The organism is Cupriavidus sp. HE11 (assembly GCF_056097175.1).
Genome location: NZ_CP184464.1, coordinates 3,020,704 through 3,038,570, shown reverse-complemented (window position 1 = coordinate 3,038,570; position 17,867 = coordinate 3,020,704). Strand labels below are relative to the sequence as shown.

Annotated in this window: 17 protein-coding genes; 8 read left to right on the top strand and 9 right to left on the bottom strand. The window is 67.4% G+C overall.

Going from position 1 to position 17,867, the window contains the following annotated elements; all coding sequences use genetic code 11:
- Positions 1–12: 12 nt before the first annotated feature.
- Positions 13–738: a Coq4 family protein gene (locus ACOABP_RS14095; protein WP_474225670.1), complete on the top strand. Its 726-nt coding sequence runs from the start codon at positions 13–15 to the stop codon at positions 736–738.
- Between the two features lie 93 nt (positions 739–831).
- On the opposite strand, the gene ACOABP_RS14090 is transcribed toward ACOABP_RS14095, so the two are convergent.
- Both ACOABP_RS14090 and ACOABP_RS14085 read right to left on the bottom strand, forming a co-directional pair.
- Positions 832–1,419: a malonic semialdehyde reductase gene (locus ACOABP_RS14090; RefSeq protein WP_066738846.1), complete on the bottom strand. Its 588-nt coding sequence runs from the start codon at positions 1,417–1,419 to the stop codon at positions 832–834.
- A gap of 87 nt (positions 1,420–1,506) precedes the next feature.
- Positions 1,507–2,445, bottom strand: a complete 939-nt coding sequence (locus ACOABP_RS14085) for a DMT family transporter (RefSeq protein WP_474225669.1) — start codon at positions 2,443–2,445, stop codon at positions 1,507–1,509.
- A gap of 92 nt (positions 2,446–2,537) precedes the next feature.
- On the opposite strand from ACOABP_RS14085, the gene ACOABP_RS14080 reads away from it, so the two are divergent.
- Positions 2,538–2,969 carry a DUF1841 family protein gene (locus tag ACOABP_RS14080; protein ID WP_474225667.1) on the top strand — a complete coding sequence of 144 codons (432 nt, stop codon included), beginning with the start codon at positions 2,538–2,540 and terminating at the stop codon, positions 2,967–2,969.
- Between the two features lie 129 nt (positions 2,970–3,098).
- Positions 3,099–4,415 carry a phospholipase A gene (locus tag ACOABP_RS14075; RefSeq protein ID WP_474225665.1) on the top strand — a complete coding sequence of 439 codons (1,317 nt, stop codon included), beginning with the start codon at positions 3,099–3,101 and terminating at the stop codon, positions 4,413–4,415.
- Positions 4,416–4,496: 81 nt separating this feature from the next.
- Here ACOABP_RS14075 and ACOABP_RS14070 read toward each other — a convergent pair whose 3' ends face one another.
- Positions 4,497–4,901, bottom strand: a complete 405-nt coding sequence (locus ACOABP_RS14070; RefSeq protein WP_474225664.1) for a thioredoxin family protein — start codon at positions 4,899–4,901, stop codon at positions 4,497–4,499.
- Between the two features lie 79 nt (positions 4,902–4,980).
- Positions 4,981–5,538: a nucleotide exchange factor GrpE gene (gene grpE / locus ACOABP_RS14065; RefSeq protein ID WP_474225662.1), complete on the bottom strand. Its 558-nt coding sequence runs from the start codon at positions 5,536–5,538 to the stop codon at positions 4,981–4,983.
- Positions 5,539–5,826: 288 nt separating this feature from the next.
- Here grpE and ACOABP_RS14060 point away from each other — a divergent pair, with 288 nt between their 5' ends.
- Complete coding sequence (locus tag ACOABP_RS14060; protein ID WP_029051749.1) at positions 5,827–5,982, top strand: hypothetical protein; 156 nt, start codon at positions 5,827–5,829, stop codon at positions 5,980–5,982.
- Positions 5,983–6,049: 67 nt separating this feature from the next.
- On the opposite strand, the gene ACOABP_RS14055 is transcribed toward ACOABP_RS14060, so the two are convergent.
- The 3 genes from ACOABP_RS14055 to hrcA form a co-directional block, all read right to left on the bottom strand.
- Complete coding sequence (locus ACOABP_RS14055) at positions 6,050–6,445, bottom strand: RNA-binding S4 domain-containing protein (RefSeq protein WP_474225660.1); 396 nt, start codon at positions 6,443–6,445, stop codon at positions 6,050–6,052.
- A gap of 44 nt (positions 6,446–6,489) precedes the next feature.
- Entirely contained in the window at positions 6,490–7,605 is a 1,116-nt protein-coding gene (hemH, locus tag ACOABP_RS14050) for a ferrochelatase (protein ID WP_474225659.1), read from the bottom strand.
- Positions 7,606–7,717: 112 nt separating this feature from the next.
- Positions 7,718–8,770 (bottom strand): heat-inducible transcriptional repressor HrcA, encoded by a 1,053-nt coding sequence (hrcA, locus tag ACOABP_RS14045; protein ID WP_066738854.1) that lies wholly within the window; start codon positions 8,768–8,770, stop codon positions 7,718–7,720.
- A gap of 153 nt (positions 8,771–8,923) precedes the next feature.
- Between hrcA and ACOABP_RS14040 the strand changes: the two genes are divergently transcribed.
- The 4 genes from ACOABP_RS14040 to mprA all read left to right on the top strand — a co-directional run bounded on the left by ACOABP_RS14040 (position 8,924) and on the right by mprA (position 13,966).
- Positions 8,924–9,841 carry an NAD kinase gene (locus tag ACOABP_RS14040; protein WP_066738855.1) on the top strand — a complete coding sequence of 306 codons (918 nt, stop codon included), beginning with the start codon at positions 8,924–8,926 and terminating at the stop codon, positions 9,839–9,841.
- A 44-nt stretch (positions 9,842–9,885) separates the two neighbouring features.
- Positions 9,886–11,622, top strand: a complete 1,737-nt coding sequence (recN, locus tag ACOABP_RS14035) for a DNA repair protein RecN (RefSeq protein WP_474225658.1) — start codon at positions 9,886–9,888, stop codon at positions 11,620–11,622.
- Positions 11,623–11,675: 53 nt separating this feature from the next.
- A complete protein-coding gene (locus tag ACOABP_RS14030; protein ID WP_474225657.1) occupies positions 11,676–12,170 on the top strand; it encodes a hypothetical protein in 495 nt (164 codons plus the stop codon).
- Between the two features lie 86 nt (positions 12,171–12,256).
- Complete coding sequence (mprA, locus tag ACOABP_RS14025) at positions 12,257–13,966, top strand: MprA protease, GlyGly-CTERM protein-sorting domain-containing form (protein ID WP_474225656.1); 1,710 nt, start codon at positions 12,257–12,259, stop codon at positions 13,964–13,966.
- A 167-nt stretch (positions 13,967–14,133) separates the two neighbouring features.
- Here mprA and rrtA read toward each other — a convergent pair whose 3' ends face one another.
- Positions 14,134–14,700, bottom strand: a complete 567-nt coding sequence (gene rrtA, locus ACOABP_RS14020; protein WP_474227839.1) for a rhombosortase — start codon at positions 14,698–14,700, stop codon at positions 14,134–14,136.
- 70 nt (positions 14,701–14,770) lie between these two features.
- Positions 14,771–17,641 (bottom strand): bifunctional [glutamate--ammonia ligase]-adenylyl-L-tyrosine phosphorylase/[glutamate--ammonia-ligase] adenylyltransferase, encoded by a 2,871-nt coding sequence (gene glnE / locus ACOABP_RS14015; RefSeq protein WP_474227838.1) that lies wholly within the window; start codon positions 17,639–17,641, stop codon positions 14,771–14,773.
- Positions 17,642–17,867 lie beyond the last annotated feature (226 nt).

Here is a 17,867-nt window from a genome sequence, read left to right as displayed (position 1 = left end):
AAAGGACCGACCATGGCTTCTTCCACCGGCTACAACCCCTACAGGCGCGACCTCGGCACCGCGTTCCAGGCCATCCGCAAGCTGCTGGCCGACGGCAACGACACGGAACAGGTGTTCAAGATCATGCGCGCGCTGAATGGCCCATCGATGCCGCACAACTACGGCCGCCTGCTTTCCACCGCCGATGGCCGGCGCATGGCCTATCAGCGCGTCGAACTGGCGGAAAAACTATCCGATCCGGACTATGTGGCGCGCTTCGCGCCGGGCACGGTGGGCGCCGCGTATCGCGCTTTCCTGGAAAAGACCGGCTACAGCGCCGATGGCCTCGCAAAGGTATCGAACCTGAACCAGGAGCCCATCGTCGAGGACGCCTATATGTGGTTTGGCCGCCGGACCCGCGACGTCCACGACATCTGGCACGTGCTGACCGGCTATCGCGCCGACGAGAGTCTGGGCGAAGCGGCGCTGGTGGCGTTCAGCTATGCGCAGACCGGCGGCAAGGGCTGGGCCTTTATCGCCATCGCCGCATCGCTGAAAAGCTGGCGCGTGACGCGCAGCCTGGCCTTTGCCCGGGCCGTGCTCGAAGGCTACCGGCTGGGCCGCCGCGCCAGCTGGCTGCTGGGCGAGGACTACGAAAAGCTGCTGGCCGAGCCATTTGACGCCGCGCGCACGCGGTTGGGCATTGCCGAGGCGGTGCGTTACCAGGCCTGCAATCCGATGCAGGAGTGGTCGGCCTGAGCCGGGTCATCGACGCGGACCCAAACCCGCAACAAAAAAGGCGACCCCCGAGGGTCGCCTTTTTCATTTGCAGGCAGTTTGCCGAAGCCGGAATCAGACGATGCGGCAGGCTTCGTCGAACGACAGGCGCGGCAGGCGCGGATGGACCTTGTCGGCCTCGCCGTAGCCCAGGTTGATCAGGAAGTTGACCGACCACTTGCCGTCGGGGAAGAACGCGGCGTTGACCTTGCCGGCATCGAAACCGCCCATCGGGCCGCAGTCGAGGCCCAGCGCACGTGCGGCCAGGATGAAGTAGCCACCCTGCAGCGAACTGTTCATCAGGGCGTCGCGGGCAATCTTTTCGTCGTTGCCGGCGTACCAGGAACGCGCATCGGCGTGCGGGAACAGCTTCGGCAGCTGGTCGTGGAACGCGTTGTCGAAGGCGATGATCGCGGTGACCGGCGCCGAACGGGTCTTCTCCACGTTGCCGGCGGACACGCACTCCACCAGGCGGGCTTTCTGCTCGGCCGACTTCACGAAAACGATGCGGGCCGGCGAGCTGTTGGCAGCCGTGGGACCGAACTTCATCGCTTCGTAAACCTGCTTCAGCAGCGCATCGTCCACGTGCTTGTCTTGCCACACGTTATGGGTGCGGGCTTCGGTGAACAGTTGTGCGATGGCAGCCTGATCGACGGATTTCATTGCGCGTTTTCCGGGTTTTGTGAAGGAAGAAGGCGCGATTGTACCCAAGCAACCGCCACCAACCCACAAGCGGTTTGATGAAACCGTTCAATTCCGTTCGTCGGCGATATCCAGCGGCGGCGTGCCGCTGGCGCGGCGGGTGAGCCAGAGGACACCCAGCAGGATCAGCCCGCCGCCAACGGCCTGCGTGGCGCCGATATGTTCGCCCAGCAGTGCGGCCGCCAGCACCACGGTTACCACCGGCTCCAGCGTCGACAGCATCGACGCCTTCGAGGCCCCCAGCCGCTGCAGGCCGGCAAAGAACGTCAGGATGGCCAATACCGTCGACACCAGCGCAATGGCCACCAGCGCCAGCCAGCCGCCGGCCGTGGACGGAAACTGGGGCGGCACGCCCGCGCTGGTGCGCAGGATGCCGACCGTCACATAGACCAGTGCGGCGGCCGAACAGATCACCGTGGTGGTGGCAATGGCATTGACGCCCGCCGTCACCCTGGCCCCCACCACGATATAGACCGAATAGATCACGGCGGCCGCCACGCCCAGCGCGATGCCCAGTGGCTCGCCCTCGCCGCCGCCGACGGTCAGGCCCGCACCGACCGAACAGAGCACCAGCGCGATCACGGCCGGCGTGGTCAGCCGTTCCTTGAGGAAGACGGCGGCCAGGATCGTCACGAACAGCGGATACAGATAGAGCAGCAACGCCACGAGGCTGGCCTGCGCGTGGTTCAGCGCAGTGAAGAAGCAGTACGACTGGCCGACATAGCCGATGCCGCCCATCGCCGCCAGCGCCAGCACGCGCCGCAGCGGCGGCAGTGCGATGCCGCGCGTACGCATGACGAACGCCATGGCGATGGCCGCCACCACGAAGCGCACGGCCAGCAGGCCATAGACATCGGCCCCCGCCGCATAGGCAAACCGCGCAAAGATTGCCATGGCGCCAAAGGCACTGGCCGACAGCGCGATCAGCAGCACGCCTGCGAGCTTGTCGCGGGCGTGGCCCAGGGTGCCGGTGGCAGAGGCGGTCATGGGGGACGAAAGGGATCCGAAAGCTCGCATTCTACTCACGCGGGCGGCCGCCCCGGCAGCATTCGGACCGCTGCACTACAATAGCGGCCATCATGTTCAATCCCTCAAGAGAAGAAGTCCGCCGTTTCTTCTGCGAAGCCTGGCAGAAGCGCGTCGCGGGCAATGTCCTCACGCCGCTCGAGGCGATCGCGGTCGACTGGATCGACCAGCATCCCGAATATCACGACCAGCTGGACGATACCGAAGGTGCCGTCGCACGCGACTACACGCCCGAAGGCGGCCAGACCAATCCGTTCCTGCACCTGGCCATGCACCTGTCGATTTCCGAACAGGTGTCGATCGACCAGCCGCCCGGCATCCGTGCCGCATACGAGGCACTGAGCCGCCGGCTCGACTCGCCGCACGCCGCCCAGCACGAGATCATGGAAGCACTTGGCCAGATGCTCTGGAATGCCCAGCGCAACGGCATGCCGCCTGACGGACAGGCCTACGTGGACGACATCAAGCGCCGCGCGGCGGGCTGAGCGCGTCCGACAGACACCGACAAGAGCATCGCGCGCCGCATGCTAATCTCATGCGGTCGCAACTCTTGTCATGCCCGCACCACCTGACCCTTGTCGGTTGCGCCTTCCGGTGCGGCGTGCCGTTGTCCCATGCCTTTCAACCTCCCCGTGCGGGCCGCTCGACGGCCCGCCGTTGCCTGGCCTGTGTCTGCGCGCGTGTCGACGCTGGTTTGCGCGCTCACCATGGCGGGCGCCGTGCTGATGCCGATGGCGGCGCACGGCGCCGTGGCGCTGCTGCAGCCGCCGCGCCAGGTCGATGGCACCCGGCCGCTCACGCTGACGTTGCTGGTCAGTGCCGATGCGGCGACACGCCGCTACGCCGTGCCCGAATCGCTGCAGGTGACCGCGTCGGGCGACCTGGCCGCACCGATCCGCATCGACCTGAAGCGCGTGGGCAGCGGGCCGGCCGTGCTGAACCTGCATCCCGGCGAAAACCGCACCATCACCTATAGCGCCGAATGGCCGGCCGACCTGCGCGGCCAGGTGCGCCTGGACGTCACCGGCATCGACGCCGCGCCGGTGCTGGTCACGCTCAATCGTGCGCCTGTGCCGGGCGAAATCGCACCGGCATCGCCCACATCGCCCGCAGTGGCCGCCACGCCTGCCGCTTCGCCCCCCGAGGCAAAACCGCCGGTCACGCCCATCGTCACGGCAGACAACAACGCTCCGGCGCCCGCCCCGGCGGACCTTCGCGACGCCCAGCGCCTGTCGTTCAACGAGCCGATGTACATCATGTTCGGTGCGCACGATGGCGCCAACGCCAAGTTCCAGATCAGCTTCAAGTACCGGATCTTCGAAGGCAAGGATCCGAATTCGAAGTCGGTGCTGGACAACCTCTACTTCGCCTACACACAGTTCTCGCTGTGGGACCTGGCCGGCGACTCGCGCCCATTCAAGGACACCAACTACCGGCCCAGCCTGTACTACTACCTGTCGGACACGGGCGTGAAGAACAGCGTGCTCAGCCGCCTGTCGGTAGCCACCGGTTTCGAACACGAATCGAACGGCAAGTCCGGCGACGAATCGCGCGGGGTCAACACGCTGTTCGTGAAACCGACGATGTACTTTGGCGACCAGACCGATTGGCACTGGCGCGTGGCGCCCAAGCTCTACGCCTACCTGGGCAAGAGCGACAACGAGGACATCGCGCACTATCGCGGCTACATGGACCTGAACATCGCCTACGGCAAGGCCGATTCCTGGGAACTGGCCGCCACCCTGCGCAAGGGCACGCGCAAGGGCTATGGCAGCGTCGACACGCAACTGACCTACCCGCTGGCGCGGTTGCTGCCCGGCACGGCCGGCTTCCTGATGGCAGGCTTCTTCTACGGCTACGGCGAGAGCCTGCTCTACTACAACCAGAAGACGCCGTGGCAGTTCCGCATCGGCTACGCGCTGTCCCGCTGATGGCGCGGGCCCCGGGCCAGCCCATCGGCCGCCCCATCGGCCAGCCAGTCAGGCAGCCCATCAGCCAATCAGCCGGCCCAATCAGCCAGCCAGCGGCTTGCCTTCGGCCTTGAGCCGCGCATTGCCGACCGCCGCCGCGAACTGGCCGTAGCCATGCCAGCCGGTGGCGCGCCCGAGCTTCTTGCCCTTGTGGAAGAACATGAACACGGGAATGCCGTGCAGGCCGAAGCGGCGGCCCAGTTCCGGATGCGCGTAGACGTTGGTGTGCAACCAGCGCAGGTTCAGCACACGCAGCTTGTCGGGATCGGCCAGGATGGCCTTCTTCGCCATCTCGCAATTGAAGCAGTCCACGCCCCAGAAGAAGACGCAGACCAGGTCGTCGCCAGCGGCCGCGATGGCGGCATCGATGGTGTCGGGGCCCACCGGCTGCATGGCGAGCGCCTCGAAGGCGCGGTGATCGAGGTGGGGTTCTTGCGCGTCGGACATCGACGGAGCCTCCGGAAACAGCAACGCCCGGAGACCTTGCGGCCACCGGGCGTCTTTCAATCCGTTACATCGAAACGGGTCAGCGCGGCGCCGAGACGGTCACCAGCGCCGGACGCAGCACGCGGTCGGCAATCGTGTAGCCACGTTGCAGTACCGAAACCACCGTGTTCGGTTCCTGCTCGGACGGCACCATCGAGATAGCCTGGTGGCGATGCGGATCGAACTTCTCGCCGACCGGGTTGACCTCGACGATCTTGCCGCGCTCGAAGGCAGCACCCAGCTGACGTGCCGTAAGCTCCACACCTTCGCGCAGCTTGGCCAGGTCGCCGGTGTTGTCGGCCAATGCAGCCTGCAGGCTGTCCATCACCGGCACGAGGTTGTCGGCAAAGTTTTCAATGGCGAACTTGTGGGCCTTGGCGACTTCGTCCTGCGAGCGGCGGCGGATGTTCTCGCCTTCGGCCGTGGCGCGCATGAACAGGTCATAGGTTTCCTTGACCTTGGCTTCCAGCTCGGCCACCTGCTGGGTCAGGCGAGCAACATCGTCGGCACCGGCGGCGGCAGCCTCGGGCGCCGGCGCTGCGGCGGCGTTGGCCACCTGCTGCGTGTTCGTATCTGGCGTCTGATTCTGTTCTTCCATGTCGATTCGTATCAAAAATGCAAAACCGCAGCCCGCGCTGACTGCGGACCGAGGGGTGGATCGGATGCCAATCGGCAAGTCTAGCCGCACATGGCGCCGCGCTTCCAGTTTTTCAAGTGTGCGGGTTCAGAGACCCCGAAATACGCCGTTACAAAGGCCTGTTTCATGCAATCTGGTGTTCATTGATTTGCTGCAACGCAAACACTAAGATTCAATACAGGAAAAAATGACAAAAATAACGGGAGCAAAAAGGTGGATCAATTTGGTGCATCTTTAGGACGCTTCACCATGCACAAGCTACCAGTCGTGACGTTCTGCCTGGTCGCCGTCCTGTCGGCGATGACGGCCTTTATCTGTCTGTCCGAAGCGGTGGCGCCGCGCGACACCGAGTATGGCAGCGGCAAGGCCGTGTTCAAGCATTACCTCGTGCAGTACGTCCGCTGACTTCCCCTTCCGCGCGATCCGGCTGCGGCAGCCATGCCGTGGCGGGATTCCTGCCATTTCCGATTCCCTATCCTCTGAAATTGTCGATCCGGCGCCGGTCGCGCTTGGTCGGACGCCCCTGCAGTTCGGCGGTCGGCTCGGGCTGCATGCGCCGCCGGTCTGACTCCGCCTGGCGCCGGGACTGGCTTTCCGGCGTTTCCTCGTAGGTACTCTGGGCAATGGGGGCCGCGCCGCGCGACGCCGGCACGCCCTTGACCATCACTTCCCAGCGCTGCTGGTGGGCTTCCAGCACCACCGTATCGCCAGGCTTCACTTCCCGCGAATTCTTGACCGGCTGGCCATTCACCGTCACCCGGCCGCGCTCCACCGCATCGGCCGCCAGCGAGCGCGTCTTGAAGAACCGCGCGCACCACAGCCACTTGTCGATGCGCATCCGCGCACCTGCCTCAAAATCCACTTGCATCGTCAAATCCTTCCCGACTCCCTTGCTGCCCGCCCTGCCATCGCTCAGGCCGCCGCGCCGCGCGTCTGGGCACGGCTGCGGCGCGCCTCCAGTTCGTGCGGATGTGGCACGCCCAGCGGCCAGCCTTGCAGATGTTGCAGGGCAATGTCGGCCAAACCGGCGATCCAGGGCTCGGAATCATTCATGCATGGAATGAAATGGAAATCCTGGCCGCCCGCCACCCGGAACTCGCTTTGCCCTTCCATCGCAATTTCCTCAAGCGTTTCGATGCAATCGGCCGGAAAGCCAGGACAGAACACATCCACGCGCTGCGTCCCGACCTTGCCGAGTTCCGTCAGCGTCGGCGCCGTATAGGGCTGCAGCCATTCGGCCTTGCCAAAGCGCGACTGGAACGTCACCTGATATTGGCCCGGTTGCAGGCCCAGCGCCTCGCCGAGCAGCCGGCCCGTCTTCAGGCATTCGCAATGATAGGGATCGCCCAGGTCCAGCAACCGGCGCGGCAGGCCGTGGAACGACAGGATCAGCTTGTCGCCACGCGCGAAGTCCGGCACCCCGTGGTGCGTCCAGTACGCCCGAACTTGGGCGTCCAGTGCCGCGATATAGGCCGGATGATCATGAAAGTGCTTGATCAACCGCAATTCCGGCTGGTTGCGCCAGCCGCCCAGTACCCGGAACAGCTCGTCGAAGGCGGTGGCCGTGGTGGTGCCCGAGAACTGCGGATAGAGCGGCAGCACCAGGATCTGCTCGGTGCCCTGCCGGCGCAGCGCTTCCATGACCGAGCCGATCGACGGATTGCCGTAGCGCATGGCGCAGGCCACGGTCACGTCATGCCCCAGCTTCTGCATCAGCAGTTGCAGCGCATGCGCCTGGCGCTCGGTGTGGACCAGTAGCGGCGATCCGGTCATATGCGCCTCGCGCAGCCAGATCGACTCGTATTTCATGGCCGACGCCCGCGAACGGAACGGCAGGATTAGCCCATGCAGGATAGGCAGCCAGGCCAGGCGCGGGATTTCCACCACGCGCGGATCGGACAGGAACGCCTTCAGGTAGCGGCCCACCGCCTTGGGCGTGGGGGCATCGGGGGTGCCGAGGTTGATCAGCAGGATCGCGGTGCGCGGCGGCTGGCCGTGCTGGTATGCCGGTTCAGGCGAAAACGTCATGGGGTTTCGGTTTCTGATGCCGGGGCGCTGGCAATCGGGAATTCGGTCTGGAAAGTGGAATGGTAGCCGGCCGGCGGTGTCCGGCCCGTAGAGGACAGACACCGGCACCGCATCAGGAGTTCTGGCTCAGCGCGCTGGACAGCAGCCTGGCCGTGATGTCGACGATCGGGATCACCCGCTCGTAGGCCATGCGGGTCGGGCCGATCACGCCCAGCGTGCCAACGATCTGGCCATCCACCTCGTAGGGCGCCGTGATGACGGCCATGTCTTCCAGCGGCACGAGCTGGCTCTCGCCGCCAATGAAGATCTGCACGCCCTGGGCGTGGCTGGACACGTCCAGCAGCTGCAGCAGACTGGTCTTGTGCTCGAACACGTCGAAGAGCCGGCGCAGCTTGTCCATGCTCGACGACAGGTCTTCCACTTCCAGCAGGCGGCGTTCGCCCGAGATGAACACCTGCTCGACGTTGTCCTCGGCCATGGCGTTGCTGCCGGCCTCCACCGCCGCCTGCATCAGCGACGACATGTCGCGCCGAAGCGCCTGCAGTTCACCACGCAGGTGGTCGCGCACGGCGTTGAAGCTCATGCCTGCATAGTGGGTGTTGAAGAAGTTGGCGGCCTCGATCAGCTGGGCCGGCGTATAGGACAGCTCGGTCTGGATGATGCGGTTCTGCACGTCGCCTTCGGGGCTGACGATGATCAGCAGGATGCGCTTGTCCGACAGCCGCATGAATTCCACCTGCCGGAACGCCTGGGCGCGCCGTGGCGTCATCACCACGCCGGCAAAGCGCGACAGGTTCGACAGCGTATGGGCGGCCGCCGTGATCATGCGCTGCGGGCCCAGCTGCTGGCTTGCCATCTGGCCCTGGATCTGGTCCTTCAGGTCGGCCAGCTCGGCGCTCAGGCCCGGCGGGCCTTCCAGCGGGCGCGCGGTCAGCATGGTGTCGACGAACAGCCGGTAGCCACGGGGCGTGGGAATGCGGCCTGCCGACGTATGCGGGCTGGCAATGAATCCCATTTCCTCGAGGTCCGACATCACATTGCGGATGGTGGCCGGCGACAGGTCCAGACCCGAGTACTTCGACAGGGTCCGCGAGCCCACGGGCTGCCCTTCGGCGATGTAGCGCTCGATCAGGGTCTTGAGCAGCGTTTTAGAACGTTCGTCCATGATGCTGGGGATTTTAATCAAAACTGGCCCGTTCGGGCGCCGCCGCACGTGTTTGACCCGACGATTGGTGCGGGCGACGGGTGCGCCGGGCGCCTTTCCGGCGGCGCCGGGCCGAAGCTGGCAATGGTCATGCCGGTATGTTCTAATCCCGCCATGTCTGCCCCCTCAAAGCCCAGCGCCGCGCGCGCTCCGTTCAAGACTGTCGCCCTGGTGGGCAGGCACTCGACCGCCGGTATCGAAGGCCCGCTGGAGGAACTTGCGTCCTGCATATCCCGCAACGGCCAGGATGTGGTGTTCGAGCGCGAGACGGCCATGGCGACGGGGCTGACCGGCTACCCGGTGCTGAGCCCCGAGGAAATCGGCCGCGAGGCCGACGTGGCCGTGGTGCTGGGGGGCGATGGCACGCTGCTGGGCCTGGCCCGCCAGCTGGCCGGCCACAACGTGCCGGTGATCGGCGTCAATCACGGCCGGCTGGGCTTCATGACCGACATCCCGCTCGAGGACGTCACCCGGACACTGCCCGAAATGCTGGCCGGCCGCTACGAGGCCGAATCGCGCATGCTGCTGGAATCGCGCGTGATCCGCGACGATGCCGTCATTTTCTCGGCGCTGGCGTTCAATGACGTGGTGGTGAACCGGTCGGGCATCTCGGGCATGGTCGAACTGGCCGTCTCGGTCGACGGCTATTTCATGTACAACCAGCGTTCGGACGGCCTGATCGTGTCCACGCCCACCGGCTCCACCGCCTATGCGCTGGCCGCGGGCGGCCCGATCCTGCATCCCACGCTGTCGGGGCTGGTGCTGGTGCCGATTGCCCCGCATGCGCTGTCGAACCGGCCGATCGTGCTGCCGCACGATGCCGAGGTCACGATCGAGGTGGCCAGTGCGCGCGATGTCAGCGTCAACTTCGACATGCAGTCGCTGGCGTCGCTGCTGCCGGGCGACCGGATCGTCGTGCGGCGCTCGGCCAAGACCGTCAACCTGCTGCACCCGCTGGGCTACAACTACTACGCCACGCTGCGCAAGAAGCTGCACTGGCACGAGTACCCGACCGAAGACAACCGGCTCTGAGCCTGCCCTTCCCCGTTTCCGCCTGACGCCACCTACCGCTCAAGATGCTGCGCAGCCTGTCCATCCGCGATTTCGTCATCGTCGATACGCTCGACCTCGACTTCTCGGCCGGCTTCACCGTGTTCACCGGCGAAACCGGCGCCGGCAAGTCGATCCTGATCGATGCGCTGGCGCTGGTGCTGGGCGAGCGCGCCGATGCCGGCGTGGTCCGTGAAGGCGCGGCCCGCGCCAGCATCAGCGCCACTTTCCTGACGCATCCCGCGCTGGACGCCTGGCTGGCGGAGCGCGAACTCGCCGGCGACGACGATACCGTGCTGCTGCGCCGCACCGTCGACGCTTCGGGCCGCGGCAAGGCATTCATCAATGGCGCCGCCGCCACGCTGGCCCAGCTGCGCGAAGTGGGCGACCAGCTTGTCGACATCCATGGCCAGCACGCACACCAGCAACTGCTGCGCCCGGACGCCCAGCGCCACCTGTTCGACGCCCATGCCGGGCTGACCGAGCAGGCCGGCGCCGTGGCGGAGTCCTGGCGCGCCTGGCGTGCCGCACGCACGCAGCGCGAGGCGGTGGAACACCAGTCGCGCGAAATGCAGCTCGAACGCGAACGGCTCGAATGGCAGGTAGGCGAGCTTGAAAAGCTGGCGCCGCAGGCCGGCGAGTGGGACGAAATCCAGTCCGAATACAACCGCCTGTCGCATGCGGCCAGCCTGATCGACGGCAGCCGCGCGGCGCTGGACGCGCTGTCCGAATCCGATGGCGCCGTGGCATCGGTGCTCAACGGCGTGGTTCATCGCCTGCAGCAACTGGCCGACGTCGACCCGGGCCTGCGCGACGTGCTGGCCGCGCTGGAACCGGCGCTGGTGCAGGTTGACGAGGCCGCCCATTCGCTGACCCGTTACGTCGACCGGCTCGAACTGGACCCCGAGCGGCTACAGGCCGTGGAAGAACGGATGCAGGCGCTGCACACCACGGCACGCAAATACCGGCTGCCGCCGGAGCAATTGCCCGATGAACTGCTGGCCCGCAGGCAGCAGCTCGACGACCTGCAGGCCGCCCAGGACATCAACAAGGTGCTGGCCCGTGAAGCCGCGGCGCGTGCCGCCTACCTGACGCTGGCCCAGCATCTGTCGGCTGCCCGCAAGGTGGCCGCCACCGCACTGTCAGCCGCCGTCACCGATGCCATGCAGGGGTTGTCGATGGCCGGCGGCACATTTGCGGTGGCCCTGAATCCGCTGGACGAAGGTCAGAGCCATGGGCTGGAACAGGTGGAATTCCTGGTCGCCGGCCATGCGGGCGTCAGTGCACGGCCGCTGGCGCGCGTGGCATCGGGCGGCGAACTGGCCCGTATCAGCCTGGCGATCTCGGTGATCACCAGCGAGGCCGCGCCCACCCCGACACTGATCTTCGACGAAGTCGATACCGGCATCGGCGGCGCGGTGGCCGAGGTGGTAGGCCGCCGTCTGCAGGAACTGGGCCGTTCGCGCCAGGTGCTGTGCGTCACGCATTTGCCGCAGGTGGCCGCGCAGGCTGGCGCCCATCTGCTGGTCAGCAAGGAAAGCAAGACCGACAAGGCCGGCGCGGTCACGCGTTCGCGCATCCGCCTGCTGGATACCGAGGGCCGCGTCAACGAGACCGCGCGCATGCTTGGCGGTGCCACGGTGACTGCCACGACGGTGCAACACGCCGAAGAGATGCTGGCCCAGGGTGCCCGCGCCACCGCGCAGGCGGCCAATGCGCCGCGCGAAGGCGGGGGCAGGAAGCCTCGCCGCGCTGCGGGCTGAGCCCTGCGCTCCCGGCCGGCACCCATGCAAACAAGGACAGGAGTTTCAAACCGATGACCCATGGCAAGCTGCCATCGACCCGCCGCACGATTGCCGGACCGGTTGCCGATCCGATCGCCCGACCGCCTGTCGGCCGATTCACCCGCCACCTGGCCGCCTCCGCGCTGGTGGCGCTGGGCCTGACCGCGCTGACCGCCTTGTCGGGCTGCGCTTCGGAATCGAAATCGTTCGCCCCGCCGCGCGGCAGCATTACCGACGACCGGGCCATCGGCGACATCCTGGTGAAATTCACGCCACCGGAGGTGACCATGTCCGAGGATGCCGGCAAGCTGCTGGCCGAGGTGCAGGGTCCGGTGCGCTATATCGTCAAGCGGCCGATGTCGGGCGGTGCCTGGCTCGTGACGGCGATCACGGCGTCGGCCGACGTCACGCTGGCGCAGGCCGTGGCTACGTTGCAGGCGGCACCGCGCGTGGAATCCGCCACGGCCGACCGCATGCTGCGGCCGCATCGCACCAAGCCGGTCGGCCGCGACATGCCGAACCCGTAAGCCCAAAGCCCAAGGCATCCGGCGCGAAAAGCAACCCATACTGATCTATCAGCAGTTCGCATCAAACGTTCTCCACAGGAGTCCAGATGTCGCACGCAACGCTGAAGTCCCGCAAAGGCTCAATCGCGCCGGTATTGCTGGCGATGGCGGCCAGCGCCCTGCTTGGCCTGCCCGGCATCTCCCACGCCGATGCCGCCATGTCGCAGGCATCGTCGCCGGTGTCTTCGTCGGCGTCTTCGTCGACTTCGGCGCCCGCCTCGGCCATCTCCTCCACGGTACGGCCGGCACCACGCTACACCGGCAACTACATCGTGCGGTGGCGCGACGGCAGCCAGAGCACCGACACCAGCGCCGACACCGCGCGCATGCGCCGCGTGGAATCCACGACCGGGCTGGCGCTGTCGGTCAGGCGCCCGATGGCCAACGCCATGCAGTTGCTGACGGTCAAGGACAGGCGTGGCGACGATCCGGAAACCGTCGCCAGGCGGCTGCGGCAGGACCCGCGCGTGGCTGACGCCGTACCCGACCGCTGGCTGCAACTGCACGATACCGTGCCGAACGACACCGATTTCGTGAACCAGGTGGCCTACATGGGTTCGCCGACGACCACGACCGGCGCGGCCAACCTGTCGCGCGCCTGGGACCGTTCGCGCGGCAGCGCCAATGTGGTGATTGCCGTGGTGGACACCGGCTATCTCGATCACCCCGACCTGGTGGGCCGGCTGGTGGCCGGCTACGACTTCATCAGTACCACGTCGGTATCGGTCGATGGCGACGGACGCGACAGCGACGCGCACGACCCGGGCGACTACGTCCCGTCCGGCACCACCTGCCCCGACGGCTCCGGCGCCAGCGACAGCAGCTGGCACGGCACGCGCGTCGCCAGCGTGCTGGGTGCGGTCACCAACAATGCAAGCGGTATTGCCGGGGTGGACTGGAATGCGCGCATCCAGCCCGTGCGCGTATCGGGCCGCTGCGGCGCGCTGCTGTCCGATACGGTCGATGGCATGCGCTGGGCCGGTGGCCTGTCGGTGCCCGGCGTGCCGAACAACCCGACGCCGGCCAAGGTGGTCAACGTCAGCCTGGGCGGCGGCAGCTGCTCCAGCATCGAGCAGCAGGCCGTGAACGACCTCAATGCCGCGGGCGTGGTCGTGGTGGCTGCCGCCGGCAACTCGGCCGGCGCGGTCGAGGCTCCGGCCGACTGCTCGGGTGTGATCGCCGTGACGGCCAACGCCAACGATGGCGAGAACGCCAGCTTTGCCAACGTGGGGCCGGAGGTGACGCTCAGTGCGCCCGGCGGCGGCTGCGGCAACTCGAAGGTCATCGTTACCAACGGTACGGTGACGGGCTGCACCACCGCCCAGTCGTTTATCCGCACGTTGTCGAACGCCGGTACGGCCGGGCCCACCACCTACAACATCGTCAGTTCGCAGGGCACCAGTTTCTCGGCGCCGATGGTGTCGGGCGTGGTGGGCCTGATGTTTGCGGTCAACCCGGCGCTGACGCCTGCACAGGTCACCGCGGTACTGAAGAACACGGCACGTGCCCATCCGGCCAACACGTTCTGCACAAGCAGCGCCAATGTCGGCAAATGTGGCGCAGGCCTGCTCGACGCCGACGCCGCGCTGGCGGCGGCGCCGAATCCGCCATCAAGCGGCTCCACATCGACCAGCACGACGGCGGATAGTGGCGGTGGCGGAGGCGGTGGCGGCGGCGCGTTCTCGCCGTGGAGCGCGGCGGTATTGCTCGTCATCGGCCTGATCGGCTTCGGCACACGGCGCCGGGCACAGCGATAGGCGGTTTTAGGCGGTAGGCGCCAGCGGCAAGTCACGCGCCTGCCCTCCCCCAGCTTCTCTCCCGCAGGCGGGAGAGGGCAGCGAATCTTCGGCACTCGCCAATCGTTGGGGGTTCTCCCTCTCCCGCGTGCGGGAGAGGATTGGGGAGAGGAGAGCAAGCCTGTCAGTCAGCGCCGCCGCTGGCCCCACCACTCCTGCAACAGCCAGCAGGCCAGGCCGGCCACCGCGCCGGCCGCATGGGCGCCGCGCACCACGCCAAAGCCCCACGACGGGTCGAACACGATGGCGGCCAGCCAGGACTGCTCGATCCAGACCTTGCCCAGCACGATCACGCACGTCACCACGCCGATCACGCGCGACCACCCCGGCGCCTGCAGCAGCCGCAGCGCCGTCCATAGCGCCAGGCCATGAGCGGCGCCGGACAATCCGCCGTACCAGCCAACGGCGGGCATGCGCAGCAGCGCAACCTGCACGGCCAGGCCGCAGATCAACAGCACCGGCAGCATCTCGCGGATACGGGCCACGCGGCCGGCCAGCAACAGCAGGCCGGCCGTGGCCGCCACATCGGACAGGTAGTGACGCCAGTCCAGGTGCACCCACATCGCCGTCAGCACGCGCCACCACTGCCCGTCCAGCCGCACGGCGTCACGCACATAGAGCCCGTGCGCGTGCCACCACGGCACAAAGGTGAACAGCGCGGACAGGGCCGCCACGCCAGCCACCGTCACCAGCATGGCCAGCCATCCAGGCTGCCCCGATGGCGGGGGCGCGGCCGTCAACGGCTGATCGACGCTCACCCGCCGCTCAGCGTTCGCCGAACACCGACTGCCAGAGCGCGCGCACCGGCGCGGTCTGCTCGGCCACGCTGTCGGGTGCCACACGTGCCTGGTCCTGGCCATCGAGCCGCAGCTTGTGCTGGCGCGCGCGGAACAGCCGGTAGGCATCGCCCACAGCCAGCGCCAGCCCGGCGTCGATCAGGTTCAGCACGCCGGCCATGCGCAGCAGCGCGATATTGCCCGCATTGCGCGTCAGTTCCGGATGCGCGCCGCTGTGCAGCAGCACCAGGTACTGCACCGTGAACTCGATATCGACCATGCCGCCGCGATCGTGCTTGAGATCGAACAACGCGGTCGGGTTCGGATGGCCCTCGGCCACCTTCGCGCGCATCTGCACGATTTCCTCGCGCAGCGCCACGGCATCGCGCGGCTGGCGCAAGATCTCGTCGCGCAGATCCTCGAACCGGTTGCCGATCTCGCGGTCGCCGGCACCAAAGCGCGCGCGCGTCAGCGCCTGGTGCTCCCACACCCACGCGGTGTTGTCGCCCTCGCGCAGCTGGTAGCGCCGGAAAGCGTCGAAGCTCGTCACCAGCAGCCCCGCTGCCCCGTTCGGCCGCAGCCGCGTATCCACGTCGAACAGCATTCCCGCCGCCGTATGGCTGGTCAGCCAGGTAATCAGCCGGCGCGCGTATGCGGCGTAGACATCGGGCGCGCGTTCATGGTCGTCGTCGTACAGGAAGATCAGGTCCAGGTCGGACGCGTAGCCCAGTTCCTTGCCGCCCAGCCGGCCGTAGGCGATCACCGCGAAGCGCGGCGTCTCGCAATGGCGCGTAGCCAGCTGGCGCCACACGGCCTGCATCGTGACCTCCAGCATGGCATCGGCCAGGTCCGACAGGCGGTCGGCCACCTGCTCCACGGTCAGCAGCCCCTGCAGGTCCTGCAGCAGGATGCGGAATGTCTCGGCATGGTGCTCGCGGCGCAGGATGTCCATCTGCGTTTCGACCTGGCCGTCGGACGCATGCAGCCGCTCCGACAGGCGCTGCCGGAAACCGGCCCAGTCCGGCGCGCTCGCCAGCGCATCGCTGTCCAGCAGTTCGTCCAGCAGCTGCGGATGCCGGGTCAGGTAGGTAGCCGCCCAGCGCGAGGCGTGCAGGGTCTGCGCCACGCGATCCATTGCCTGCGGATACTCGGACAGCAGCGACAGGTACGACGCCCGGCGGCTGATCGCATCCAGGAAGTCCAGGAAACGCGCGATCGTGGCATCGGCATCGTCCTGCTTGACCGCCAGGTCCAGCGCGCGGTTCACCAGCAGGTCGAAGCGCCCCCGGCTGGTTTCCGACAGCGCACGATAGCGCATCGACGTGCCGATGGCCCGCAGGCGGTCGTAGAGGCCCGTGCAGTCGCTGAAACCCGCCGCCTGCAGCGCCTGGCACGGCGAAGACTGCGGATCGGTCTCGTCGTCCTCGTCGCCGGGGTTCGACTGCGTGGCGCGCGAGGCCATTTCCTCGCGCACCAGCGCCGGCCAGAGCGGTTCGCTCTGCGCCGTCTCGCCGTCGGCGAACGGATCGGCGAAGGTGGCCTCGAACTGCTGCGCCACCGGGTCCATCAACGTGTTCATCTGCGCGACCAGCGTTTCCCAGTCGGGGCAGCCCATCATCAGCGCCACGGCCTGCCGTTCATCGTCCGAAGTGGGCAGGTGATGCGTCTGGGCGTCGTCGCGATACTGGAGCCGGTGCTCCAGCTGGCGCAGGAAACGGTAGGCGTCGGCCAGCTGCTCGGCCTGGCCGGCCGGCAGCAGGTTGCGCGCCACGGCCACGTCCAGCACCTCCAGCGTGGGCCGCACGCGCAGCGCCGGGTCCTGTCCGCCGCGAATCAGCTGGAAGACCTGGGCCATGAACTCGATCTCCCGGATGCCGCCCCGGCCCAGCTTGATATTGAACGAGCGCTGGTTCACGCCATGGCCTGCCAGGCCGCCGCTGCGCTTGGCCGCTTCCGAGCGGATCTGGGCGTGCAGCGAGCGGATGGCAGCGATCACGCCGTAGTCCAGGTAGCGGCGGAACACGAACGGCGTGGTCATGCGGCCCAGCAGCGCGGCGGCCCGCCCCGCGTGCGGGGTATCGACAGCCGACACCACGCGGCCCTTGATCCAGGCGTAGCGTTCCCACTCGCGGCCCTGCACCACCAGGTATTCCTCGAGCATGCCGAAGCTGCAGACCAGCGGCCCGGCGTCGCCGTTCGGACGCAGGCGCATGTCCACGCGGAACACGTAGCCGTCGCCGGTGACTTCGGACAGCAGCGTGATCAGCCGCCGCCCCAGCCGGATGAAATACTCGTGGTTCGACAGGCTGCGCGACCCACCGCGCGTGTCGCCGTCCTCGTCGTAGAGAAAGATCAGGTCGATGTCGGACGACACGTTCAGCTCGCGCCCGCCCAGCTTGCCCATGCCGACCACCACCAGTTCCTGCACCTCGCCGCTCTGCTCGCCGGTGGGCTGGCCGAAGGTGGCCGCCAGGTCGTCGCCCAGCACGCGCAGGCCATGCTGGATCGACAGTTCGGCCAGGTCGGTCATGGCACCGGTGATCTCGGCCAGCGTGGCCAGCCCGCGCAGGTCGCGCTCGATCACCACGCACATGACTTCGGCACGCAAGCGCCGCAGCGCCTGGCCCGCGGCGGCCTCGGCATCGGCCGATGGCGCGTGCAGGGCCTGCAGGCGCGCTTCCATCCAGTTGCGCGTGATGGGCCCGACCGCCGCATCCGCCACCACGGCTGGCAGCCCGGCGCGAGCGGCCAGCACGCGGCGCGCGTAATGGGAGTACGCCGCCGAGTACAATACGTGGCCCTCGCAATCGGCGGGGGTCAGTCCCTGCGCCGTCATCGTGGCAAAGGCCCCCTGGGCCATGTTGCCGATCGGTCCGGCGGCGCCCGGCGACGCCAGAATCGAAGTGGTTCCGGCGCCATCCAGCGGGTGCTGCGGGCCGGTCGATGCCGGGGCGGTGCCCGCGGCGGAACTCGTCGGATCAGGGACAGTCATTCCAGTTACTTTGCTTTATCGGGCAGGCGCCGTAAGACCGCGGTGGCGCTTGTGCGCACCACTTTGGAGAGCGGCTAGTATTGTCGGATAATCT